Origin of the sequence: Vibrio sp. SCSIO 43133 (assembly GCF_023716845.1) — a bacterium.
GTDB lineage: Bacteria > Pseudomonadota > Gammaproteobacteria > Enterobacterales > Vibrionaceae > Vibrio > Vibrio mediterranei.
The window spans coordinates 1,438,282-1,463,485 of sequence record NZ_CP068025.1 but is presented as its reverse complement, the minus strand read 5'-3'; the positions used below and the strand labels follow the sequence as shown (position 1 = coordinate 1,463,485).

Genomic DNA, 25,204 nt, shown 5'->3' with positions numbered 1-25,204 from the left:
AGCGCATTATTTACACTGTAAACGTTACAATTCAGCGTCTTTGCGAACTGCTTTAAGTAAAACAGACGTATCTGAACGATTTTCACCTTGCGAAGAGAGTGCTTTATATCTTTCGACCGTCTGTTCCGTCAATGGAAGTCGAATGCCCTGACGAGCCCCTTCATCCAAACAAAAACCGAGATCTTTAATCATCCAATCGATGGCAAAACCAAAGTCATATTTATCTTCATCCATGGTTTTGGCACGGTTTTCCATCTGCCAAGAACCCGCCGCACCATTTTTCAAGCAATCAACTAATGAAGGAATATCTAAACCACTCTTTTGCGCGAGTATTAACCCTTCAGACAATCCAGTTAGAACTCCAGCGATACATACTTGGTTAACCATTTTAGCTCGTTGTCCTTGACCAACAGTCCCCATCAAGACTGATGACTTACCGTAAGCATCAAATACTGGCTGCAAAGCGGTAAAAGTTGCTTGTTCGCCACCGCACATGATGGTCAGCACACCATTTTCTGCGCCAGCCTGTCCTCCAGATACGGGCGCGTCCATAAAACGGACATCCGCTTTATCACACGCAGCTCCAAGCTCTTCTGCCAACTGCGCTGATGTAGTCGTATGATCAACGAGAATAGCCCCTTTCTTCATGCTCGCAATGGCACCAGAAGCGGATGTGGTCATCTGTCTAACGTCATCATCGTTGCCCACACATACCGCCACCACATCGGCGTCTCTAACACAATCCGCCACTGTTTCATGATATCGACCATTGTATTCTTCGGCCCAGCGTTTCGCTTTTTCTGTAGTGCGATTAAATACGCAAACCTCAAATCCTGCTTTAGCCAAATGACCAGCCATTGGGTATCCCATAACACCTAATCCAATAAAACTAACTTTCATTTGTACTCCTTTAATTGCTGGTGGGGTTTACCGCGGCATCCATTGTATCTGCACTAGATAAAATCGCGTCTATTAGCGATTTGACGGCCTTTGGTTGGTATTTCCTATCTTTGTACACCAAAAACGCCTGTCGGTCACTACGATAGTGCTCAGGCAGCAGATGAACTAAATTTGAGTTGCCACGCACATGGCGTAAAGGTAGTGATGCAACTCCTAAGCCTCGCTCAACTGCATCGAGTAACGCTTGGATATCATTGACAACAAGCCTAGGTTTTATCGTCATGCTTTGCTCAAGAGCGTCATCACGGTAAATCGCCAGCTTCTGACTATTATCTATGGCAAGCCAATCTAGCTCTTGTAACTGCTCAATGTGGGTAATTTGGCCACATTTTGCTAAGTACTCAGCGCTAGCAAAAAAGCCGTGACGTGCAGTAAACAGTGGTCGAGCAATGAGATCATCCATCTCACTGATGTCAAACGTAATCAACAATTCTCGATTCGTTTGTGGTTTTAGCTGATCATGGTTTAAAGCGAGATCGATGTGAACTTTAGGGTATTGTTTTAAATACCCTTCAACCACAGGTGCTACGAAAGAATGGTAGAAACTGTGAGGGGCGGACAAACGTACCGTACCAGCAACCTGCTCCGTTTGCTCCGTTACATTACCTAACCCTATTTCGATCTGCTCAATACCACTGCTCAGTTGATCGAAAACAAGCTTACCAATTTCAGTCGCAGCTAATTCCCTACCCTTCTTCTCTAGCAAACGTAGCCCTAAACGCTCCTCAAGCGATGAGATACGTCTTGATACCGTCGATTGAGGCACACCCAATAGATTAGCGGTTTTTAAGACTGAGCCGTGTTCCACGACCTTACAAAACAAGTAGACGTCGTCTATATACCCAAATATGGAATCCACAATTCTAAATTACCCAATATTATCTATTTATGAATAGGTTTATACTTCTTATAACAAAAATCAACAGGAGAATAACAATGAGCAGAAAACAATTTTGGATCTCAGCCCTACTTTCATCTCTCACTATGGGAATCATGATGTCCGGTATTATCTCAGGATACAAAATGGGCTTTAGTAGCGCATGGCCACCGATATGGCTACAGAGTTTTCTTATTGCTTGGCCATGTGCTCTGTTGTTGAACCTTACGGTCTTGCCTCAAGTGAGAAACTTCGCAGCATGGATATGCACTCCAAGAAAGATCAAGAGCAAGGAAGCATGATCATGGGAAAGTACCTTGATCATGCTTCTGGAGATATCATATTCAATCGCCGTTTAGAACCGAAAAGACGGCAATAAAAAAGAGCCGACTATGTCGACTCTTTTTCTTCATAACGAGCGTATTATTGTTCTGCGTTATGGTAAACCTGCTGAACATCATCGCAGTCATCTAGCATGTCGAGGAATTTTTGGAATTTCTCAGCATCTTCACCAGCAATTGCAGTATGAGTTTGCGGTACAAACGTAATTTCTTCTACATCAACCGTTAGGTCTGGGTATTCTGCATTCAATGCCGTTTTCGCTTTGAAGAACTCAGTATGTGGTGCAAATACCGTGATGACGCCATCTTCAAGCTCAATATCAGTTACATCAACATCTGCCATCATCAGAGCTTCAAGCACCGCTTCTTCGTCGTCACCTTTGAACTGGAACACCGCTTGGTGATCGAACATGTGAGCCACAGTACCAGGGCTACCAATCTTTGCGCCAGTCTTAACAAAGCATTGACGAACATCTTGGAAAGTACGGTTGCCGTTATCTGTTAGACAGTCAACGATGACACTAACGCCACCAGGACCAAACCCTTCGTAACGTGCAGGCTGGTAATCTTCACCACCACCACCGCTAGCTTTGTCTAGTGCTTTATCGATAACGTGAGCAGGAACTTGATCCTTTTTAGCTTTAGCAATCAGGTGCTTAAGTGAAAGGTTCATTTCTGGATCTGCACCACCGTTCTTAGCAGCTACATAGATCTCTTTACCATACTTGGAATAAACTTTAATTTTCGCGCCCTGAGTCTTGGCCATTGAGGCCTTGCGCACTTCAAAACTTCTTCCCATCGGGATGTTCTCTCTAATTCATTTTAACGCGGAGGATTTTATCAAATCGTCGGTACAATTCAATTGTGAACGCCGTGAATGGCGCTTACATCACTCCCATCATTCGTTTGTATTTGTCGACACACTGTTCAAACCATGCTTGTTCAGCCTCATCCGCTATCTTTTCGAGTTGCTCGCGTATAGCTTCAGGCCCCGCTTTGGCTTCTTTTAATTGCCACACAACAAAAGAAGCTTGTTTATCAAGTTCAACTTTATTCTTTTCAGAGGGTGGGAGAAGCGACAAATTATGGGACATGGTATTTAGTCAGTTGATGTTGGCAAGGGAGCAGAATATACCATTGATGAAGTATTAAACTCAAATGAAAGGGTGTGATTTGGGATAGATAGAAAATACAAAGGGTGGCCTTAGCCACCCTATCTGGTTATCCAATATTAGTGAATCAAGCCTAGCTCTCTTGCTTCTTCGAGAGTTAGACCACTTTCTCTGATTTCCCTCAACGCTTCAATGCGACGTCTAGCTTCTGCGGATTTTCCCTGTTTCGCAGGACGTATGTTTTCTTGGACTTCTTCAGAGTGATCCCACTTACTTGTCATGGATGTCATTTCGTCATGGTCGATTGAATTAATGGACATTGTTACCTCCTGATGAACCATGTCTGAACACCTAATCTGTAGCAAACGACAATTTTGTTGTTAAGAAAAACTGAGTCAGAATGTGATAGGGGCAATAGTTCTAAACAGAAGTTTTAGAAAGCGGTTTTTAAACTTTGAAATCCATCAGCGGTGGGATTACATTTAGGAGATTCCACCTCAGAAAATCAACTTGATCGAGATCTCCTTTTTTCTCCTCTAAGCCCACACCAGATATTAGTTGCACCTCACCCAGAAATGAGGGAATCGTCGAATTTCAGACAAAAAAAAGCGAGTCCAAATTGAACTCGCCAAAATATATCAGAATGAATGTAACAATATGAGCCAATCTACTTATTTCATTAGAAAGGACAAAAGGTTGTCTATTCGGAATAAATATTAGCCAACCACACTTGTTACTTTGTCAGCTTATTGTCAGCGTTATGTGTTATTCCTAACAAGTTAGTGCTAAGTGTAACAAGGGGTTAATTAGCGCTAAATAGCGACCTCATCTAGCACGCGAAATACCGTTTCATCGATATGCCCTTCGTGCACTTGTTTACACACTTTTTTACGGACGGCCAACGCTGAGATCAGTCGTTCAATCGACAAATGCTTGTTTTCTTGTCGAGAGTTATATAACTCCACAACACGACTTAGCACTTCATAGGGAATGACCTGGTCATCAACACGCAACCAATCCAGCTTCTCCATAAGCTCTGAGCACTCTTGTTTGATTGAGGCGACCGAATGCCCTGTCATGGCAGACAATGCCGTTACACTGCGTTCTAGAGCTTCTGATGAAGTATATTTAGATAAGATGATGGTTATTTCATCCGCATTGATTTCAACTAAGTGTTTTCTCTGCTTCACTCTACGGCCCAGGTTTCCTCTTGGAGACGGTGCTTTACGCTGAATTGGCTCAAACTCACCGTCAATGATTGTCGACAGCTCATCGAGTTGCTTACGAGTTACCAACTCGTTGCGTAATGGGTTAGGTAAGGTTGGTGCCATGTTTCGCTTACCTGCATTCGTCGTTCTTGCTCTTGAGTAACGCAATACTTCTTCCACATCACAACGAATATCAACCTGATAATCTGGTAGCTTAGCATCAGGATCTATGCATTGTAGTGTCAGATGATAGCCCCATAAGTTGACATCAAATTGATCATTGCTTGTGGATCCTTCCCCTAGTTTTCTAAGCTCTCGAAGAAGATCCATCGAGAAGCGTCGCCATTCTATGTTACGCGCAAGCTTTTGATTAAGCTCTGAAAGAAGAAGAGTGTCGGTATGACGTCGGGCCATACGACTTCTGAAATACGAATACAACTGAAATACCAAGGTATGCTGTTTTAGAATTTCAGGCGGGAACAAGAAAAAATAGTCTCTCGTCAATAACTCTTCGTAGAACGACGGCTCCCACACCAAGATATATAAATTAGGCTTGATCTTGATCTCACCATCCGCGCCTTCACGTGGTGCCTCTTCAGATGCAGTGATCGTTCTGGCTAGAAACCTAAAACGATCACTCTTGAATCCTTCAGGCATATTTTCGCTGAGCCAACGACCTGTAAGCTCGTGCAATTGGAAATCGGTAAATTCAATTCGATCAATACTGTCACGAATGGAATCACGTGCTGGGCCACTGTCTTTTTTACCTCGAAGGGAAAGGATGTCAGTGATATATAAAGGGGTCTTGTTAGGCACATGTTTAGCATCAAGGTGATACTCTTCGTGGTGATGATCATGGTATTGCACCGTTAGCGTAAACAATGCAAACAGCGTCATAAGATCATCAACAGTCATGATATTCTTAGATGATCGAGTTTCAATCACCGCTTTTGTACCTGAGATGGATACCATCGACTTCTGATAGCTTTTACGTGTACGTGGTGGAGCGAGTGCTTGATCGATAATGCCTGCCCAGTTTGTTGGAGATACTACAAACTGATCTGCTTCATCGCGCATAGCTGGTGGCGTATAAAGTCCATGTTCATTCAACAAGCGTTTATTCACTTGTGTTTGAGCCAATGCTTTTGATTTTTTTTGCTTTTCAGATTGCTTAACCGATTCGGTTACCAGGCTGGTTGCGCCCAAAACGGATACTAATTGATTGGGATTAATAAACCGATGAAGCATCGTTTTGCCAGCGAGGCCTTCCTCAAACTTAACACCATGTTGGCTAAACAAACCAATATTTACTGCGGCTCTCAAACGTTGCTGAATAGCTGCACGAGTTAGTTTACCGTCAGTGGCGTCGATTAACTCGGTAGTTGAAACGTAACCATCTTTAGAACTGAATCCGCGTAAAGAGATAAGATTCAGCAGTTCCAAAATGCTCTTGGTCACGCCTTTGAAGTGCTGATACTGCTCAATCCAATCGACAGACGTTTCTGTCACTTCAAAAAGATGTCCGCCTTTGTGATCTCGTGGAGATCGGATCAATAATTTTTCATCGTTGCTCATGATTGGATCTATATCACACTATCCGTAAATTCGATATTGTTCCATAGAATAAAGAATAATGCCGAATAAATAAAGATCTATTTTATTGCTCTTAATAAACTGATCTTTACTGATAATACTGATCTAATATGATTAAGTGATCTTATGATCTGGCACTTTTGTGGATTGTAACTCTATGTTTTTAAAAGCAAAGATTTAACAAGCATTCGGACGCATGATCATAGTAATTACGAAACGATGATCATTGTTTTTCGAATGCATGATCATAGAACTCTGGAGGCATGATCATCATCTGCCCGAAAATATGATCATTACGCTTACGGATAGATGATCATGAAGTCATCACAACTTATCCACAGAAAAAGTAGAAAAGCTGTGAATAGCTTTATGTAAATATCTTTTAAATCATAAATTTACCTCGAAAGCATGATCAAGGTGGAAGAATTATTTGTCGTCTTAGGCAATTGATGAAAGTAATTGTTCAGATATTACTCGAATTGAATAAAGATAAACGAACAGACGCTTTTTCATCGTTAATGGCTTTAACCCTTATATATTAGGAAGCATGATCAAGTAAGTTTATTGAACCTGTTATTGCATTTTGAATTCTGTCGTTAATCACTGAATCTTACCACTATCCCTTGTTCTATCGGGCATAAGCCGTAATTTGGTCGGAGATTTACATGCTTCCGTAGTGACAAAGTACTTGATCATTCTTCCAAGATAAATGATCGACGTTACAGACCAATAATCCAATGTCTGTTTCTAAAACTCCCCTTGATCATGCTTCTATATTCTCGGAACTATGATCATGAGTTTTGTCTTTTGGTGCTCTAACGTTTCTTCACTGACCAATGAACAATTATTTGTGTGCCTAAAAAGACGCTTAATTTGAAATAGCTGAGATAGAAACAACAAAGTCCGTAAGTTATCCAATATTTATAATCGTTCCGAGATGTTTTCTATTTACATTGTAAATAAGTTACGTGGTAACACTTGAAATCTGAGGAGGTTTTCTGTGTCTTTCACTTCATTATAACTTGGATTGTTTGATGTATTTTTCATCAGCTTTGTAGACAAAATCACGATTTGGCTTTTATGTGGTCAATTTATTGTAAAAAACAACACTAAGTGAGTGGACAGCTTTTTGATGTGAATGTACGATATAGCTGTACATTAATTCATTAGGTTACTTGGTTGGAACTTAGGTATGAAAAGAGAACAAACAATAGATAATCTCTACCAACTTGCAGAACAAACTCAGCAAGTACAAGCAGATCGCATCGAAATTGTATTAGAAGAACGAAGCGATGATCACTTTCCTGCAATGTCAAAAGCAATGATGGAAACTCGTTCTGGACTGACTCGTCGTAAACTGGATGATGCTATCAGTAAGATGGAAGCAAATGGTCATCAATTTACTAAAAATAATGCCAATCATTATTCTATTTCGTTGCAAGAAGCACACATGTTGATGGATGCGGCTGCGGTACCTAAATTTCACGAACGTAAACAAAGCGCCAATAATAAACCGTGGATTATTAACGTTCAAAACCAAAAGGGTGGTACTGGTAAGTCTATGAGTGCAGTTCATCTAGCTGCTTGCCTAGCGCTAAACTTGGACAAACGCTATCGTATCTGTCTAATTGACTTGGACCCTCAAGGTTCACTTCGTTTGTTCTTGAATCCACAAATCAGTATTTCCGAACATGAAAACATCTATTCTGCGGTAGATGTAATGCTAGAAAATGTACCGGAAGGGACTGATATTGATATTGATTTTTTACGCCGCAACGTTTTGCTACCAACTCAGTATCCTAACCTAAAAACGATTTCAGCCTTCCCTGAAGATGCGATGTTTAACGCGGAAGCATGGCAAAACCTTTCTCAAAACCAATCTCTCGATATTGTTAAACTACTAAAAGAGAAGTTGATTGACAAAATCGCGGATGACTTCGACGTCATCATGATTGATACTGGCCCTCACGTTGATCCACTAGTTTGGAACGCTATGTATGCATCTAATGCGTTGCTTATTCCATGTGCAGCTAAACGTTTAGATTGGGCTTCAACAGTCAATTTCTTCCAGCACCTTCCGACTGTTTATGAGATGTTCCCAGAAGATTGGAAAGGATTAGAATTCGTTCGTCTGATGCCGACCATGTTTGAAGATGATAATAAAAAACAAGTGTCTGTCTTAACAGAGATGAACTACCTACTTGGTGACCAAGTTATGATGGCGACAATTCCTCGTAGTAGGGCATTTGAAACTTGTGCAGATACCTACAGCACAGTATTTGATTTAACGGCTTCTGACTTTGAAGGTGGTAAAAAAACGCTGGCGACAGCACAAGACGCAGTACACAAAAGTGCACTAGAGTTAGAAAGAGTGCTTCACAGCAACTGGTCATCATTGAATCAAGGGTAACGTTATATGGCTATTAAAACTTCTGAACTTAACGCTAAGCTTTTCGGAAAAGCAAATAAGAGACGTGCAACTACCCCTCAGGAAGCGCAAACCGCAGCCAAGGAACAAGCCCAATATATTGAGTTATCAGTTGCAGGGGAGGAGCTAGTTTCATTTGAACTTGTGCGTATTCCTGCAAATGAAGTGGAATCGAAGACGTTCGTATTTGAAGAAAATGCACGTGAGCAATCATTCCTAAACGAGCACGCACTCTCTGATGTACTGGCAACTTTAAGAGATAAAGGGCAACAGTATCCAGCAGTTGGCCGCCGTCAAAAAGACGGAACCATTGAAGTTCTTGATGGTAGCCGTCGTCGTATGTCATGTATTCTGGCTCAAAAAGAGTTCTTGATTTATGTTGCTGAAAACATCAATGGCGACCACGCTAAATTCTTGTCTGATGTTGCGAACGCCCATAAGCCGCTGTCTCTATATGAAAAAGGTAAAGAGATGCTAGCTAAGCTTGAAAGCGGCGAAGCTGAAGACCAAAAAGCGCTAGCGAAAATGTTTCAATGTAGCGAAGCACTGGTAAGCGGAGCTCTGAAAGCTGCAGACTTACCACTAGAACTTCTTCAAGCATACCCTAACGTGAGTGATTTAGGGCGTCCAACGATTGTGCGTCTACATAAACAATTTAGCGAGCTTGATGGTGACAAACAAAACCAATTGATTCAGCGTTGTCACCAGAATGAAGGTTACGTGTGGCAGAAAAGTCGTGCTCAAGGTGTTGCACGCATTACCAAAGATGTGTCGGAAACTCTAGAGAACTGGATGCATGAACTTGCGCCACCTAAGAGAGCTAAAGTCGCGAAAATTGATCTCGTTAAGGGACGGGCAAGTTACACTCGCAAAGGTCCAAATTTAGCACTCAACCTTAAAAAGGTCGATGACCAAACAATGGATGAAATCCTAGAGTTCATAAAAACTAAGATGAACTAAATAACTTTCAAAATACCTCGCCATAGCGAGGTATTTTTTTGTGTTAATATTGTGGTAAGTCCCCACAGCAATGATACCCATGACGGCTTTATTTTCCTCACAGCTTCATCTTCTCGAGCAACAACATGCAATAGCGGATGAGCGCTTTCAACGAAGTGCGCTCATTTTAGAAGGCTCACTGGCATGGCAGCATGAATTGATTGAGCAATTCTCGATGCGCTTTCCTAAAGACTCTAAGTTTCAGCTAGGAGAAGAATCTATCGGCTCTCTAGACGCTATTCCGGTTAAACAAGGAAAACGTCTACTAGGAAGGGAAGTTAAGCTACTCGTCGTGACGCTTAGCGATGATTTTGATGCTAATAGTTTTAATGCTGCACTTGGTGCGCTCGTAGGAGGCGGTGTACTCATTCTGTTAAGTAATGGAAGTGATGTACATCCTTGGTTAGAGCGACACCTCGCTTTGCTACCTCGACTGAAACAATCAAGCCGTAACCTGATTAATGATTTGGCTTATTGGCAAAATCAACACCAGGCGCGTGAGAGTAGCAATATTTATGTAGAACAAAACGAAGCCATCGAGGCCATCGAGCGAGTCCTTACGGGACATAGAAAACGTCCTTTGGTTATTACTGCCGATCGAGGGCGTGGCAAAAGCAGTGCCCTAGGACTAGCGGCGGCAAGAATAGCCGCTTCACGTCCGTGTCGAATCTTGGTCACTGCGCCAAGCAAAGCTGCTGTTCAGCCTGTATTTGATTTCAGTCAGATAGAACAAAGCGTTTCGTCATCTATTGAGTTTGTTTCGCCAGATGAGCTGATAAAGTCAAAGCCTGTTTGTGATTTGTTGTTTGTCGACGAAGCCGCAGCGATTCCAGTTCCACTCTTGAAAACCATTGTTGCCCATTACCATCGTCTAGTTATCAGTTCAACTGTTCACGGTTATGAAGGGTGTGGAAGAGGGTTTAGTCTTAAGTTCCTTCCTTGGCTCCAGAAGGTACGTAAAGGAACCAAACTACATCATATGCAGCAGCCGATTCGATGGGCCCAAAACGATGCTTTAGAGAAGTGGTGCGCCGGTGCGTTTCTGTTACAAGCTGAGCTAACACAGTTGGCAAGTGACGTTAAGTTTGATTCGTTTGATTCAAAGCGTTGGTCTTTTTCTTCAGTGGCAACAAATGATTGTAGCAATAATGAATCAATATTGTCTGAAGCCTTTGCTTTACTCGTTAATGCGCACTACCAGACTTCTCCTAACGATCTGATGTTATTGCTCTCGTCAAAAACAATGACGCTTTATACCATGAGTTACGATGGTCAGGTTGTCGGCGCTGTTCTCTTAAATAGGGAAGGGGATTTGTCTCTTGATATCGTAGAGAGAGTCCAACTAGGGCAGTCTCGTCCGCCGGGTAACTTGGCGCCGGTTGAGCTAGCTAATCACCTTGCTCTATCAGAGCCGGCAACGCAACGTTGTGGCAGAGTGATGCGCATAGCGGTTCATCCTCTAGTACAATCCTCCGGTGTCGGTTCTGAGATGCTGCGTCGTTTGAAACTACAAACAGATGATCAGGTAGATTATCTTGCCACCAGCTTTGGAGTGACGACAGACCTGTTTAGATTCTGGCAAAGCAACCAATTCGTTCCGCTTAAACTGGGTAGTGCTAAAGATAAAGCCAGTGGTACCTATAGCCTTACTTTGGTATTGCCAACATCTAAAAATAGCGAAGATTGGCTTTCCCAAGCTAAACAACAGTTCAGCCGAAATCTGGTTTATCAATTGAGATCGGTCAATCGGGATATTCATCCATCGCTTGCATGGTTATTGTTTTCTACTTCAATTATAGAGAGAAGCGCTGCGTTGCCATCGAAGCTCGCCATTCTGTACTCAAGAGGTGGCAACTCATTGGTTTCCAGCCGTAGCGATTTGTTCGACTTCATGGTGTCTCTCGCAAATGCCTCAGTAGATGTTGATAGTCCGATTGTCACGGCCGTCGTGTTGCAAGAATGGCCTTGGGAACACGTTGTCCATCAATTGAGTCTAGCGGGACGTAAACAAGCTGAAGCTCAATTTAGGCTGGAACTCTGTTCACTCATCGAACGTTTACAGTGTAAATTGACTTAAACTTCTCTTACCTTGGATTTACACTGTAAACAAAGCCACCGACGTTTACAGTGTAAATTGCCAGAATCCTGTTTTTACACTGTAAATCCTCTTCAAACTCAAATTCAGTTCTCTCTCATCTACCACACGTTCATAGTTGAATCAGAGTCAAAGAACCAACCGAATTACCGTGACGCCAACCGGAGTTTTCGATATTGAACATAGTCTCACTACTGAGACTACATTAAGATAATTAAAATTGTTGAAGCATGATCACATTGTTCAGTTTGAGCTTGTGTAATGAGCATAAGGAAGTGTCTAGCCATCATGTGGAAAAGTGTTCTCAAAATATCGTCAAATGGTAATGAAGTTATTGCCCAATTACCGAGTGAGTATGAGCAAGGTCTGGCATTAGAAGCTTCTTTGCTAAACAACATGTTGGGTGAGCTTAATGCCCAGCATTTCTTTCTTGACGAATCTGCTGTCAATCAATTCATAAAGTGTGCTGCAAGTGCAAAAGGTGAAGCCTTTTCTGGCATCACTATTGCCCAAATTAAAGATGCTAGCGCTGAAGTGATACTAACCGAGCAAGATATGATTGCTAGTATTAAAGTCACTGGAGCATACGGCGGCAATCCACTTCAGCCTAATGACATCATCAAATCACTCACAGAATCCAGAGTAGTTAAAGGACTTAACAAAAAAGCGTTAAAGAAAGTACTGCTACTCAGTCGTCAGCTTAAAGCTGGTGAGAGCTATACCCAACCTGTGGCGATAGGAAAAAGGCCGAAAGAAGGTAAAGATGCGCAGTTTATTCCACTAGTAGCTGACCCTAAAAAGCGTGTACTCAAACCGCAAGCTACCGGCGATGGAGACAAAGTGGATATGCGTGATTTAGGAGCCATTGTTACGGTAGGTGAAAATGAGCAAGTGATGAAGCGAATACCGGCCATCAAAGGTGAGAATGGATTCACAGTCACTGGAGCCATCATCCCTCCTAAAGCAGTCAAAGACAATCCACTTAAGCCGGGAGCAGGGACCAAGTTCTCGGCTGATAACCCGAATACATTGTTGTCTACGATGTCAGGAATGCCGGTAATTAAATCATCGGGTGTCGAGATTGATGAAGCCCTTTGCCTGAGTAAAGTGGATATATCCACCGGACATATCAAATTTAAGGGCAGTGTGGTGATTTCTGGAAATATTGAACCCAATATGGAAGTGACAGCGACAGGGACTATTACTGTTGGGGGATTTGTTGAGTCGGCAATTTTGAAGTCGAAAGGGGATATCATCGTCAGCAAAGGTATCATCGGACATAATGTTGATGATGGCGAACCCAAATCTTGTCTCATTGAGTCTGGCGGCGATGTTGTCGCTAATTACGCTCAGTTTGCCAATATCAGCTCACAAGGAGATATTCACTTTACGGTGCATAGTCTAAACAACGACATCGTGTGTGGCGGGGATTTAATAGTGACTGGCGCAGGGAAGAAACAAGGGATTTTAAGTGGTGGAGAAGCGATAGTCGGTGGCAAAGTGGTTTGTAATCAACTCGGTGTGGAAGGTGATACTGCCACCTACATAAAAGCTTTTGCGCAGTTCCAAAATTACCAAGATGGACTAGAACAACTGCAACTACGTTATACCGAGCTTCAAGAAAGTAAAATGAAAGCAATCCGACGCGAAATAGAGCTTAAGAAGGTTCCTAAGTCAGCAAGAACGGAAGAACAGAATAAAGAGCTCGAAGCATTAAATAGTTCAAACACCGAAGCGTTAGATGAACTCAATGCTGAAAAAGAGAGATTGGAGCTGGAGCTGTTTGCTAAGTTAGAGCTCAATACGGTAGAGTCTTTGGTTCAAACTCACACACGTGTAACCGTCGCGTTTGACGAAGAAAAGGTGACGACAAAAAATACGCACGGCCCTGCATCATTCAGCTTTAATAAGCATATTATCCATTTTGCTCCAAAGCTAAAAGAAGAAGACCTTGCAGTTTAGAACCAAGTTTTTGTTAGCCTAGACTATGACTTAGGTGCTTTGCTTCCACAGCAAAGCGCCATTTCCTTGCTGGGCCAATATATCGTCAGGATTTCTTAGTCGACAGCGACTTAGCGAGAGGCAACCACAACCAATGCACTCCCCAAGCTCGTCTCTAAGTTTGGTCATTAGCCAAATTTTCTCATCTAATATTCGCTTCCAGTTTTTGCCCATAGACTCCCACTCTTCTTGAGAGGGGGCTCTATGAATAGGAAGCACCGACAATGCCTCTTTAATCTCTTCTAGGCTGAGCCCGAGTTGCTGTCCTGTTTTAATAACCGCTATACGTCGCAAGACTGAGCTGTCATAGCGACGTTGATTCCCTTGTTTTCGCCAACTAGAAATCATTCCTTTCTGCTCGTAAAAATGCAGTGCTGATACAGCAACTTCCGCACGCTTTGCTACCTGACCGACTGATAATTCCATTTCATTCTCCTTCTACACTCAAGTATAGCTTGACCTCAAGTAATATTGAGGTTTTAGCATTGAAGCAACTCACAAAGATAAAGGAATGATGATGAAAAGGACTTCGCTGCAACATCTCTCTGCACTGCTGTTCGATGGTATCGCTTCAGGGATGATGTTAATGGCGCTCCCATGGAGCATCTTGACGCAAGGAAACAACAGTACATTCTTGGCTATACTCACGTTATGTTGCACGGCGTTATCGTTCTTTGCGACCCCATTCTTTGCTACGGCTATTGACCGTTTTTCGCGAAAGCATATCTTAGCACTGGTCCAACTATTACAGGCGCTAGCTGCATTACTCGTTGTTTTTACTTGGTATATTGAACCGAATGCACTTTGGCCCCTTGCTGTTGCTCAACTGGTTTTTTGGTTAACTAACGATCTTGCATGGGGGACAAACGGTGCATTCACTCAAGAGCTCTATAAAAGATCAGATTATGCAAAAATCTCTGGACAACAAGAGATCGTCCTACAGATGACCACCCTGACTGCAGGCGGCTTAGGCGTATTGTTATTGGAACTGTGGTCAATCGAGTACTTTGCCTTGCTGGCCATGTTACTTTCTGTCAGCGCTATGATTTGCTATGCCAGTATCCATTACAAACCAAAGCAACGCGAGACCAAGCATGTATCTTTTATGACACAGCTGAGCGAATCTAAAGCCATGTTTTCACGCTCACCGATGTTTTTCTTGTTTGTTGCTCTGTCCTGTCTGAGTTACCCAATGATGACTTACTTGTCTAAGTTGGTGCCTATCTATTTTTCCGAGCAAAACATTGAAGGTCATTGGTTTGCTTGGTGGCAAATAAATTATGGTTTAGGCGCGATGTTATGCGGAGTTATCATTACGCAGCTACTGATTCGTTTTCGACAAGAACAACTAATGATTGTCAGTGTTGTCGGGTTAGCGGTGTTATTGAGTGTACTAGCTAGCTCGATGTCAGCACTTAGTCTCGTTATTTTTGCGTTATTTATTGGCTTATTCAATGCGACCAATCGAATCGCTAGAGTAAATAAGCTGCATGAAACGATTGATAATAGAGTTCGAGGCAGAGTAGATGGTGGAATGAAGTTATTCTCTACTTTTGTTCAAAGTATGAGTTATGTTCTTATCGCCTATTTGACTCACTACGATCTTACGGAGCTTGGGTTTGCGGTGGCCGCCGTTGTGATGATGTTAGCCGCTTTGGGTATGTTGTTATTGTATAAAGATAAAAATAATACTCATACGTTACAAAGCTATTGAGGTTTTGCCGGTAATGGCGTTGGGACAGGCTGCGCTGCTTCTTCGGGTTTGGATATGGTAATACTACGGATGAATCGACTGAAGTAGAGTTCTTTTACCAGCTCGTCGCAGCGTTCAGTTGTTAGATTACGTTTCCATTGCTCGCTGCTCACGGAGATGCGAGTTTGATTGGTTGCTCGATAGCCGTTGGCAACTTCGCATAGCTCTATTGTGTTCATGTAATTAGGGTAAGTATTAACTGATGAGGAGCGAAGGCCAAGCTGATTCATTTGATATGACGAACAGCCCGTCATGATGAGCAAGGTGAAAGATAACAGTGCTTTTATTCTCATAGCAGTTAGTGGTTTGTCCTAGGTTTGTGCGCAAACGCTCATACTAAACACTATTTGAGACAGATAAAGAGAAGTTTTAAACACAGGTCACCTAACAGCAAAAATTAACACTGCTCAGACATTTAGACGATCTATACTGGACGGAATTTATCGTGTTGCGGTAGTGACGTTTCTGAAAAATGAGGAGAATAGGGATGGTGGATTCTATCAACGTAGATGTAGTTGTACTCGGTGGTGGACCTGGAGGTTATACCGCAGCTTTTCGCGCGGCTGATCTTGGACTGTCTGTATGTCTAGTAGAGAAGCAAGATACTTTGGGTGGCGTGTGTGTAAACGTAGGCTGTATACCATCCAAAACCTTATTGCATGCAGCGGCGTTAATTGAACATGCCCAGCATGGAAAGCAAATGGGTATCGCATTTGGTACTCCAAGCATAGACATTGATGGTTTACGATCTCACAAAGAAAACACGATATCAGAGCTGACGAAAGGAATTGCTAACCTAGCAAAAGCTCGCAAGATAACACGCGTTCAAGGTGTTGGTCAGTTTACCTCACGCAATGCACTGTCAGTGGTTGGTGAATCAGAAACGCAAATCTTGTTTAAGCATGCCATCATCGCAACCGGATCACATTCAGTATCACTTCCTATCGCGCCTAATGATCCGAGGATTTGGGACTCTACCGACGCACTAGCGCTGACGACGATTCCTAACAAACTGCTGATCATTGGCGGCGGGATTATTGGTCTAGAAATGGCACAAGTGTATTCAGCATTGGGATCGCAGATCACTATTGTCGAGGCACAAGAGCAAGTGATTCCTGCAGCAGATAAAGACATTGTTCAACCTTTAGTTAAGTCGGTTAAGAAGCGCTATCAAATGCTGACCAAGACGTTGGTGACTGGCATTGAAGCGGGTACTGATGCTATCACGGTATCTTTTGACGGTAAGAAAGCACCAGAAAGCGAGTGTTTTGATGCTGTATTAGTGGCTGTTGGGCGCAGGCCAAACACGTCCAACTTAGGGTTGGATTTGCTAGGCATTGAGGTTGATAAACAGGGGCTTATTCCTGTGAATGACAAGATGCAAACCAGCGTCCCTAATATTTTTGCTATCGGTGACATCGTCAAAGGACCGATGTTGGCTCACAAGGCAACACACGAAGGCAAGGTGGCCTCAGAGGTTATCGCTGGTATGGATTCAACTTTTCATGCTGTAGCCATTCCATCGGTGGCATACACCAGTCCGGAGATCGCTTGGGTCGGTGTGACAGAGAAGGAAGCTAAGCAGCAAGGTATAGAATTCCAAACAGGCAAAGTGCCTTGGTTGGTCAGTGGTCGAGCTCAGAGTGTTGGGGCGACGAATGGCGTCACCAAAGCGCTTTTCTGTGCCGAAACAGGTACGCTTTTAGGTGCAGGGATTTGTGGAGAAAATGCTGGGGAACTCATTCACGAAGCAGCTGCGATGTTAGAGCTAGGGGGGCGTGCTAAAGATATCGCTCATACTGTTCATGCTCATCCTACATTAGCAGAAACCTTTGCCTTTGCTGCCGAATTGGTTGAAGGTTCTATGACCGATATGTTACCTCCCCGCAAGAAATAACCAATATCGAACGTCTTGTTACCAAGAGATGATGCCCACTTGTTAAAGCAAGGGGGCATCATTGGAGAGTTGGTTGTTTTTAGTATTATCCTTGTGTCACTTGCAATACAATTTTCCCGATATGGCTTTTCTCTACAAATTCCCGTTGTGCCTGTTTGATATCTGATAATGCAAACACTTTCCCCACCAGTGGTTTTATTTGTGAGTGTTCGATTCGGCTGATTAGGTTTGGAAATACCTCATCTTCGAGCCCAGTACAGCCGAAAAAAGACAGATCTTTTAGATACAGTGTTCGAACGTCGAGTTCGACCATCGCGCCACCAATAGCACCAGAGACGGCATAGCGGCCTTTGGGTTGCATCACTTCAAGTAACTCTGGCCATTGAGGACCTGCAACGAGATCAACGACAACACTAACGCTGTTTCTACCCAATGTATCCACCAAGCTTTCACCACGTGATACCGTTTTATCGGCACCGATATCAAGTAAGGCTGATGCCTTCGATTCACTAGTTACTGCAATCACCTTAGCACCACGTGCTTTCGCCAACTGCACTGCTGCAGAACCCACACCGCCCGATGCGCCAGTGACTAAAACAGTATCATTAGCTGTGACTGATGCTCTGGTGAGCATGTTTTCTGCGGTTGAGTAAGAACACGGAAAAGAGGCGAGCTCAATGTCGCTGTAGCTTGAATTTACACTGTAAGCCTGGCGAGAATCCACTACGGTATATTCTGCAAAACCACCATCACACTCAGAGCCAAAGTACCAGAAGTGATCAAGGCGTTCTCCATCGGAGTACCGAAGGCAAGGATCAATGAGCACGCGTTCGCCAATTCGAGCATCGTCAATATGCTCTCCTACAGCGATAATATGACCACAAACGTCCGCACCTTGAATTCTTGGTAGAGAAAGAGCATTGCCAGACCAGCCTGCGTCTTCACTATCGTTATCGCCCTTGGAGTACCAGCCAATACGAGTGTTGATATCGGTGTTGTTTACGCCTGCGGCGCTGACTTTAATGAGAACTTCATTAGCGGCTGGTTTAGGAACCGCGATGTCTGATTTAACGACAAGTTGTTCTAAGTCACCGTGCCCAATGAGCTGAACGCCAGTCATAATTGAACTCATGTGTGGTTTCCTTTTTTAGTTGTTTGATGTTGTCGCTGCGAATAGAGCGTTGACTGCCGTTTTAGCGGCACTCACGGCAGCCTCTCCCAGAATAGGGTAAGCGGCCGTGATACCTTCATGAAGTACATATAACGCCTGACTTAGATCTTCACGACCACTTATCTGCGCCAATTGTTGAATTACCGCATGTTTATAGGTTTCAACAGCGGAGTGAATTTCTGCATTGTCAGGAAATGCCGCTAGAGCATTTGCAGAAAGACATCCTTTTGGTGCGTTCTGCCTCATCCAGTGACTAAGCGTATCAAACGCCGATAAGGTGGCAGCTAAGCCAGGGGCACTGCGGCAGCTTTCTAGTAACGATAGGTAACGTTGATGACGATAATCCAGCGCTCCCACGACCATACTTTCTTTAGAAGGGAAATATTTATAAAGCGTTCGCATACTGACACCAGAAAGTGCTTTTAGCTCAGCAACACTCGGTTCTGCAAACCCTTTTTGCGCAAAAGCACGTTCTAGGTTCTCGGCTATTTGTTGTTGGGACATCATAAAATCTATAGGTAGAATGTTTGTACTACCCATAGGGTAGAATAATTGTTCTACATCTGTCAATTATTATCATGCTTAACAAATAATGTTTATTTTTATAACAAATATGACTTTGGTTATAGAAAAATAAGGCTCGTGTTGATTTATCTTATCCGACCAGTTATCGTTTAACTAACAAGCTGTTAACATGAGGTGGTCGGCATGCATTTCGATGAATTATTAGAAAAAGCTAAGCAATGTGCTCAAACTGGAGAGCATATGGCCATTCCATCTTCGTGGGGTCAAGGCAGAACGGTGTTTGGTGGCTTATCTGCCTCTCTGTTGTATACCATCATGCAATCCCAAGTTAATGGTGAGCGTGTATTGCGTTCATTGAACACCAATTTTGTTGGTCCGCTGCTTGTCGATGTGCCTTTCACATTCGAAGTCGAAGTGTTACGTGAAGGAAAAAGCGTGTCTCAGATGAGTGCTCGATTGATTCAAAATGGTCAGGTTGCTGTTTTTCAGCAAGGGTGTTTTGGGGCAGATCGCGACTCGAATATTAGTGTTAACAACAACGATAACCACATCATGCCACTGCCGGATGAACTACCTAGATTTCCTGAAGTGGCTCAAGGTGCACCTAATTATACCTCCCATATCGATCTTGCTTTGGCTAGAGGTCATCTGCCATTTACTGCAAGTAAAGACTCACATACTTGGGGTTGGATGCGATTCAAGCAAGCTCCAAAACAGATTACAGATGCACATCTTATTTGTTTGGTCGACGCATGGCCTCCAGGTGTACTGCAAATGATGTCAACGCCGGCGCCTGCCAGCAGCATGATGTGGAACTTGGAATTTATCCATCCTCACCAACCTGTTGAACCAGAAGATTGGTTTGCTTACCAATCTCATACTCGTCAGGCGGCTCAAGGGTACGCTCATGCTCAGGCCAATATATGGAACAATAGAGGTCAGTTGGTGGCAGTCAGTCGTCAGAGCATCGCAATCTTCGATTGATAACAAAAAGACATAACTAGGAGAGACACGCTCTCCTAGTGCTAAGAAATTATCTTTATGGCTTCAACGATAGCGTTTTGGTCATTCGAGGCTTTGGTTACTATATCCGCACAGTTTTTAAGTTTCTCGGTCGCATTATTTACCGCAATGCCAAGTCCTGCACACTGCAACATAGATACATCGTTGTCGTTATCGCCTATTGCCACAACATCTTCAAGCTTAATGCCTAACGAAGTGGCTAGGCGTGAAAGCATGGCGCCTTTACTATTGCCTTTTTTGTTAAAGCCAATCCGGTTAAACCAGGATTGTTCGTAGCTGAAATTTTCATAAATCAGCGGGTCAGAGATAAAGGCATCAATATCATTTGGACTACCTTCTGTTACGAACGTCCAGATATGCTTGCAATTGCTCAGCGCGCTCGCGAAATCAGTAACACGCTCTATTTTGGGCTGGATGTTTGGCTCGAGCGTGGTGCCCCATGACTCCAATTTTGAGATGTAATTAGCGGGATGTTGGTAACAAAGCAAGATTTTGTCGTCAGCATAAGCAATCAGATCGAGAGACTCAGACTGAGAAACAAAGTGCGCCGCTCGCTGTTTGTCTATAGGCTCAGCAAAAGTAATTTGTTGGTTTTCGAACTGGTAGACATAAGAGCCATTACAACAGATGGCCGGAGTGTTCAATTGCAGCAGTTGGTGATAATAGGCGACGGTGGTGTGGTGGCGACCTGTCGTTAAGATGATGTTTGTTGTTGAAGCTATGGAGCGGATTATTTGCTGGGTTTGGGTATCAATCTCCCCTTGTGAATTGAGTAGCGTTCCATCTAGATCAATGGCGATGAGCTTATACTTCATGTTGTACCTCAACTTGATGAGGTTGCAAACCAATCGCTGTTGCGGCATTGATTAGCGCGCTCATTGTCATGAACACGCGAGGGGTGAGATCGCGTCCTGTTTCTAAGAAGCTGTTGACTCCCCATTTTGAGCTCATAATCAGCAGATAGTAGCCCCTTGCCGTGCGAGGTTTAAGGGCTATTGCCCCTTCAATATCACCTCTTGCAAAATGATGTTTGAATTCCTTTAGCAGCATTCAGATGTTCCTTTCTTCAGATAAAAAAAGGGGCGAATATCGCCCCCGGTTCGCCTTATAGGAATGCTTTATATGGAAGCTCCGGCTCATTTTTGAAGATGTCTTTGAAGCCGCGGAAATGCTGGTAGTGCATGCGACCTTTATCTGTTGGATAGGTGTATTTACCACCGACTTGCCAGAAGAAAGGTGCAAAACTGTACTGCAGACGGTCTTTCTTCATATTCCAAAGTACTTCGATTTCTTTAGGATCGTTTTGGAAGTTAGCCCAAATATCGTGGTGGAACGGCATGACTACCTCACAGTCTAAAGATTCAGCTGCGCGAAGGATGTCAGATGACGTCATTTTATCGGTGACACCGCGAGGGTTTTCACCATAAGACAATAGGGCTACATCTATTTGGTACTCGTTACCGTGTGCTGCGTAGTAGTTTGAATAGTGTGAATCACCTGAGTGGTATACGCTACCGCCTGTGGTCTCAATCAAGTAGTTTACAGCGCGTTTATCCATACCATCTAGGATCTCTTTATCATACGAAGAAGTACCTTCTGGCAGAGTTACTAGAGCAGTGCGGTCAAATGAGTCCAAAACGCGAATCTTCATATCGCCCACTTCAAGAACGTCACCTACTTTTGCCACGATACAACGATCTTCTGGAACACCCCAGCCCATCCATAGGTCAACACACGCTTGTGGACCAATGAATTTTACATGATCGCCACAGTTCTGTAGTACGGCCGCTGCCACGTTAACATCGATATGATCGGCGTGATCGTGAGAGGCCATAACTGCGTCGATATCTTTGATCGCAAAGGGATCAAGTGGGAAAATTGCTGTACGTAAGTTTGGTTGAAGTGCTTCAACACCACCCATACGCATCATTTGGTGCTGGTTTTTCATGAACTGGTTCTTTTGTGTTTTTTTACCAGTACCACACCAGAAATCGATAGTAACGTTAGTATCGCCTTCACTCTTAAGCCAAATACCCGTACAGCCTAACCACCACATTGAAAATGTGTTTGGCTCTACGACAGTATTTTCAATCTCTTCATTTAGCCAAGTACCCCACTCAGGGAAAGTGCTTAAAATCCATGATTCACGAGTAATTTCATTTACGTTGCTCATAACAATACCTTTTATTTCAATAAATTGGTCAAATTTTGGATGTAGGGTGCCTAGCACCTCTTTTTGCAAAGAGGTACTTGGGTATTTTTTCTGGACTTGTTTAGTTAATTATTTACACGAGAAGCACTTCGGTGCCGTTACTTCTTATTGCTTCTATCACTTCAGGGTTGGCATCTTTGCCAGTAATCAAGATATCTATTTTGTCTGCTGGGCAGAAAAGCATGCCAGTGCGATTACCTATTTTCGAGCTATCTACCACAACAACGAGTTTGTCGATCTGTTCTACCATTTGCTGCTCAGATACTGCGGTTAACATATCCGCTTTGTACAAACCGTTTTCAGTGAGCCCTTTACCACTGGTAAACATCCAGTGGCCGGCGTATCCGCCTAAAGAATTTGGTGACGGATTAAGAAATATGTTCTGTGCTTTGTTGTATTGCCCGCCAATAATGATGACATCTTCATGATCCTCATTAATTAAATAGCTGGCGAGTGGAAAATAGTTCGTCACTATTTGCACATCTTGCTGGCATAACTCTTGTCCTAATAAGAAAGCTGTTGAACCACAGTTAATCACAACGCTATCGCCTGGTTGACACAAGGAGGCGGCTTTCACTGCAATGCGTGACTTTTCGTGGTAATGATCGGTGGTATCAATATTGAGCGGGCTCCAAGCCTTACGCTTAATCTCAATACGTTCTGCACCATTTCTTACTTTTTTTAATTTACCTAGCTCATCTAGTTTTGCGATATCACGTCTGGCGGTTGCAGGCGAAACATCGAAGTTCTCGATGATGTGAGCCACATTGATGACTCGCTTTTCATCAAGTAGAGACAAGATTCCATCATGTCTTTGTAATTCATTCATGGTTATCACCTTAATTTGTCATCAAGTGATTACTTGGTGATTATTTTTGATTTGTAATGATTCTATTTTGCTCAGGGCTGACTGTCAAATTCTCTCGCCCTAAAAGTGCTAAGTAAATCACTAAAAATGATTAAGTTATTGATATTAAATGATTTGTTGTTTCTGTGTGTGATCGTGTTGGCAAAAATACAGTTTATAGAACGCGAAAATTGATAAAAATCAAAATAATCATAAATGAGCATTGAATGATTACTTATGATTGGTAATGTTTGTGTTGTGAGCAACTACTGAACAGAACATCAGTGAACGACACGGACAATCTCTGACCTACACATAAATATAAAACATTACCAAGGGGCAAGAATATGGAGTTTCTATACGACATCTTCTACATATTTTACAGTCAAGTAATGACCAAAGCGCCGCTGCTACTGGGTCTGGTAACTTGTATTGGTTACTGGCTACTCAGACGTGACGGCACCACCATCATCAAAGGTACAATCAAAACTATTGTCGGCTTTATGCTGGTACAAGTCGGGGCGGGAACCTTAGTCGCAGGTTTCAAACCCGTAATTGAAAAACTCTCTGAGTTCCACGGACTCACCGGTTCGGTCATTGACCCATACACATCAATGATGGCTACCATGGAGACGATGGGTGATAACTACTCATGGGTAGGCTATGCCGTTCTTTTAGCACTCGGCATCAACATTCTACTAGTTCTTTTCCGCCGCTATACCGGTATTCGCACTATCATGCTTACTGGACATATCATGTTCCAACAAGCGGGTTTGATCGCAGTATTCTACTTCGTGCTTGGCGCTAGTATGTGGGAAACGATCATCTATTCAGCAATTCTGATGGCGCTGTATTGGGGTATCTCCGCCAATATCATGTTTAAGCCAACAGAAGCCGTCACCGGTGGCGCTGGGTTCTCAATTGGTCACCAACAACAGGTTGCTTCTTGGATTGCTACCAAAGTGGCACCAAAACTGGGTGACAAAAATGATAGCGTTGACCAATTAGAACTGCCTAAATGGTTGCACATATTCCACGATAGCATCGCGGCAACAGCGATCGTGATGACGGTTTTCTTCGGTATTATCCTTCTTTCATTTGGCCTCGATAACCTACAAACCATGGCTGGAAGCACGCACTGGACAATCTACATCCTTGAGACTGGTCTTAAGTTTGCGGTAGCGATTCAGGTTATTGTTGCCGGTGTTCGTATGTTTGTCGCCGAGCTGTCAGAAGCTTTCAAAGGTATTTCTGAGCGAGTAATTCCAAACGCGGTATTGGCAATTGACTGTGCGGCTATCTACGCATTCTCTCCAAACGCAATGGTATTTGGTTTCATGTGGGGTGCGATTGGTCAGTTCGTCGCGGTTCTTGCGATGTTAGCGTTTGATGCGCCAATAATGATCATTCCTGGGTTCATTCCAATGTTCTTCTCTAACGCAACGATCGGTGTGTTTGCTAACCACTTCGGTGGCTGGAAAGCGGTAATGAAGATCTGTTTCGTAATGGGCATCATCGAAGTTGTGGGTTCGGCTTGGGCTATCCACTTATTCACCCAACAAGGCACTGAGTTCAGCGGCTGGATGGGTATGGCGGACTGGGCGTTAATTTTCCCACCAATCATGCAAGGTCTATCTGCATCTAACTTGTTCTTCTTCGTTCTTGTCGCGCTATCTGGTGTGTACATGTTCTACGCATCACGTGCATTGCGTGCAGAAGAAGATGCTCAAGGTTCGGTAACGGTTACAGAAGAACCAGAAGTGATTGAAGCTGTAGCTAAAGCGGTAGAAGCCAGCGACGGTGTACGTCCAGTAAGCATCCTTGCTGTGTGCGGTAACGGTCAAGGTTCATCAATGATGATGAAGATGAAGATTGGTAAGTATCTTGAGAAGAAAGGCATACCCCACGTGATGGATTCATGTGCCGTGTCTGACTACAAATCGAAACTCGCATCTACCGACATCATCGTGTCATCTAAGCACCTTTCTGCTGAGATGGATCCAGGCGATGGCAAGTTTGTGCTGGGTGTACAAAACATGCTTAACCCAAATTCATTTGGTGATGAGCTACTCGACATCATAAACACCAACTTCGCAACACAAAAATAATAACGACACACCAAAAAGGGCCAGCGTAATGGCTGGCCCGATGAAGGAGATAAA

At 43.3% G+C, this 25,204-nt stretch carries 23 protein-coding genes; 9 read left to right on the top strand and 14 right to left on the bottom strand.

Annotated features, from left to right (window positions below; translation table 11 throughout):
* Positions 1–24: 24 nt before the first annotated feature.
* Complete coding sequence (locus JKJ11_RS23465) at positions 25–900, bottom strand: NAD(P)-dependent oxidoreductase (protein ID WP_006069710.1); 876 nt, start codon at positions 898–900, stop codon at positions 25–27.
* Positions 901–910: 10 nt separating this feature from the next.
* Entirely contained in the window at positions 911–1,819 is a 909-nt protein-coding gene (locus tag JKJ11_RS23460) for a LysR family transcriptional regulator (RefSeq protein WP_006069711.1), read from the bottom strand.
* A 77-nt stretch (positions 1,820–1,896) separates the two neighbouring features.
* Between JKJ11_RS23460 and JKJ11_RS23455 the strand changes: the two genes are divergently transcribed.
* Entirely contained in the window at positions 1,897–2,139 is a 243-nt protein-coding gene (locus JKJ11_RS23455) for a DUF2798 domain-containing protein (RefSeq protein ID WP_006069712.1), read from the top strand.
* A 121-nt stretch (positions 2,140–2,260) separates the two neighbouring features.
* Here JKJ11_RS23455 and JKJ11_RS23450 read toward each other — a convergent pair whose 3' ends face one another.
* The 4 genes from JKJ11_RS23450 to JKJ11_RS23435 all read right to left on the bottom strand — a co-directional run bounded on the left by JKJ11_RS23450 (position 2,261) and on the right by JKJ11_RS23435 (position 6,073).
* A complete protein-coding gene (locus JKJ11_RS23450; RefSeq protein ID WP_006069714.1) occupies positions 2,261–2,977 on the bottom strand; it encodes a YebC/PmpR family DNA-binding transcriptional regulator in 717 nt (238 codons plus the stop codon).
* Positions 2,978–3,062: 85 nt separating this feature from the next.
* Entirely contained in the window at positions 3,063–3,272 is a 210-nt protein-coding gene (locus JKJ11_RS23445; RefSeq protein WP_006069715.1) for a DUF3283 family protein, read from the bottom strand.
* A gap of 137 nt (positions 3,273–3,409) precedes the next feature.
* Complete coding sequence (locus tag JKJ11_RS23440) at positions 3,410–3,610, bottom strand: PA3496 family putative envelope integrity protein (RefSeq protein WP_006069716.1); 201 nt, start codon at positions 3,608–3,610, stop codon at positions 3,410–3,412.
* A 492-nt stretch (positions 3,611–4,102) separates the two neighbouring features.
* Positions 4,103–6,073 carry a replication initiator protein RctB domain-containing protein gene (locus JKJ11_RS23435; protein ID WP_006069717.1) on the bottom strand — a complete coding sequence of 657 codons (1,971 nt, stop codon included), beginning with the start codon at positions 6,071–6,073 and terminating at the stop codon, positions 4,103–4,105.
* A 1,210-nt stretch (positions 6,074–7,283) separates the two neighbouring features.
* On the opposite strand from JKJ11_RS23435, the gene JKJ11_RS23430 reads away from it, so the two are divergent.
* The 4 genes from JKJ11_RS23430 (at position 7,284) to JKJ11_RS23415 (ending at position 13,575) form a co-directional block, all read left to right on the top strand.
* The gene (locus tag JKJ11_RS23430) at positions 7,284–8,501 is read left to right on the top strand and encodes an AAA family ATPase (RefSeq protein WP_006069718.1); all 1,218 of its coding nucleotides are present in this window, start codon (positions 7,284–7,286) and stop codon (positions 8,499–8,501) included.
* Between the two features lie 6 nt (positions 8,502–8,507).
* Positions 8,508–9,479, top strand: coding sequence for a ParB/RepB/Spo0J family partition protein (locus tag JKJ11_RS23425; RefSeq protein ID WP_031494124.1), 972 nt, complete (start codon positions 8,508–8,510; stop codon positions 9,477–9,479).
* 79 nt (positions 9,480–9,558) lie between these two features.
* Positions 9,559–11,595, top strand: coding sequence for a tRNA(Met) cytidine acetyltransferase TmcA domain-containing protein (locus tag JKJ11_RS23420; protein WP_252039369.1), 2,037 nt, complete (start codon positions 9,559–9,561; stop codon positions 11,593–11,595).
* Between the two features lie 306 nt (positions 11,596–11,901).
* Positions 11,902–13,575, top strand: a complete 1,674-nt coding sequence (locus JKJ11_RS23415) for a flagellar assembly protein A (RefSeq protein WP_198559317.1) — start codon at positions 11,902–11,904, stop codon at positions 13,573–13,575.
* Positions 13,576–13,605: 30 nt separating this feature from the next.
* Here JKJ11_RS23415 and soxR read toward each other — a convergent pair whose 3' ends face one another.
* Positions 13,606–14,040, bottom strand: a complete 435-nt coding sequence (soxR, locus tag JKJ11_RS23410) for a redox-sensitive transcriptional activator SoxR (protein ID WP_252039367.1) — start codon at positions 14,038–14,040, stop codon at positions 13,606–13,608.
* An 85-nt stretch (positions 14,041–14,125) separates the two neighbouring features.
* Between soxR and JKJ11_RS23405 the strand changes: the two genes are divergently transcribed.
* Positions 14,126–15,328: an MFS transporter gene (locus tag JKJ11_RS23405; protein ID WP_252039365.1), complete on the top strand. Its 1,203-nt coding sequence runs from the start codon at positions 14,126–14,128 to the stop codon at positions 15,326–15,328.
* Here JKJ11_RS23405 and JKJ11_RS23400 read toward each other — a convergent pair.
* Entirely contained in the window at positions 15,322–15,660 is a 339-nt protein-coding gene (locus JKJ11_RS23400; RefSeq protein ID WP_252039363.1) for a hypothetical protein, read from the bottom strand. The two genes, JKJ11_RS23405 and JKJ11_RS23400, sit on opposite strands and share 7 nt — an antisense overlap.
* Positions 15,661–15,854: 194 nt before the next feature.
* Between JKJ11_RS23400 and lpdA the strand changes: the two genes are divergently transcribed.
* Positions 15,855–17,264: a dihydrolipoyl dehydrogenase gene (gene lpdA / locus JKJ11_RS23395; protein WP_198559315.1), complete on the top strand. Its 1,410-nt coding sequence runs from the start codon at positions 15,855–15,857 to the stop codon at positions 17,262–17,264.
* Positions 17,265–17,349: 85 nt separating this feature from the next.
* On the opposite strand, the gene JKJ11_RS23390 is transcribed toward lpdA, so the two are convergent.
* Together JKJ11_RS23390 and JKJ11_RS23385 are read right to left on the bottom strand one after the other, a co-directional pair.
* Positions 17,350–18,396: an alcohol dehydrogenase family protein gene (locus JKJ11_RS23390; protein WP_031495215.1), complete on the bottom strand. Its 1,047-nt coding sequence runs from the start codon at positions 18,394–18,396 to the stop codon at positions 17,350–17,352.
* A gap of 15 nt (positions 18,397–18,411) precedes the next feature.
* Positions 18,412–18,939, bottom strand: a complete 528-nt coding sequence (locus JKJ11_RS23385) for a TetR/AcrR family transcriptional regulator (RefSeq protein ID WP_252039997.1) — start codon at positions 18,937–18,939, stop codon at positions 18,412–18,414.
* Between the two features lie 204 nt (positions 18,940–19,143).
* On the opposite strand from JKJ11_RS23385, the gene JKJ11_RS23380 reads away from it, so the two are divergent.
* Positions 19,144–19,944 carry an acyl-CoA thioesterase gene (locus JKJ11_RS23380; protein ID WP_252039361.1) on the top strand — a complete coding sequence of 267 codons (801 nt, stop codon included), beginning with the start codon at positions 19,144–19,146 and terminating at the stop codon, positions 19,942–19,944.
* Between the two features lie 41 nt (positions 19,945–19,985).
* Here JKJ11_RS23380 and JKJ11_RS23375 read toward each other — a convergent pair whose 3' ends face one another.
* The 4 genes from JKJ11_RS23375 to ulaR form a co-directional block, all read right to left on the bottom strand.
* Entirely contained in the window at positions 19,986–20,798 is an 813-nt protein-coding gene (locus tag JKJ11_RS23375) for a Cof-type HAD-IIB family hydrolase (RefSeq protein WP_252039360.1), read from the bottom strand.
* On the bottom strand, positions 20,788–21,033 hold the full coding sequence (locus JKJ11_RS23370; protein ID WP_006069730.1) for a hypothetical protein: 246 nt from the start codon (positions 21,031–21,033) through the stop codon (positions 20,788–20,790). Before JKJ11_RS23370 ends, JKJ11_RS23375 begins: the two co-directional genes overlap by 11 nt.
* A gap of 55 nt (positions 21,034–21,088) precedes the next feature.
* Positions 21,089–22,156, bottom strand: a complete 1,068-nt coding sequence (gene ulaG / locus JKJ11_RS23365; RefSeq protein ID WP_252039359.1) for an L-ascorbate 6-phosphate lactonase — start codon at positions 22,154–22,156, stop codon at positions 21,089–21,091.
* Between the two features lie 112 nt (positions 22,157–22,268).
* Complete coding sequence (ulaR, locus tag JKJ11_RS23360; RefSeq protein ID WP_006069732.1) at positions 22,269–23,024, bottom strand: HTH-type transcriptional regulator UlaR; 756 nt, start codon at positions 23,022–23,024, stop codon at positions 22,269–22,271.
* Positions 23,025–23,389: 365 nt separating this feature from the next.
* On the opposite strand from ulaR, the gene JKJ11_RS23355 reads away from it, so the two are divergent.
* Positions 23,390–25,150 (top strand): PTS ascorbate-specific subunit IIBC, encoded by a 1,761-nt coding sequence (locus JKJ11_RS23355; RefSeq protein ID WP_031493566.1) that lies wholly within the window; start codon positions 23,390–23,392, stop codon positions 25,148–25,150.
* Positions 25,151–25,204: the final 54 nt, after the last annotated feature.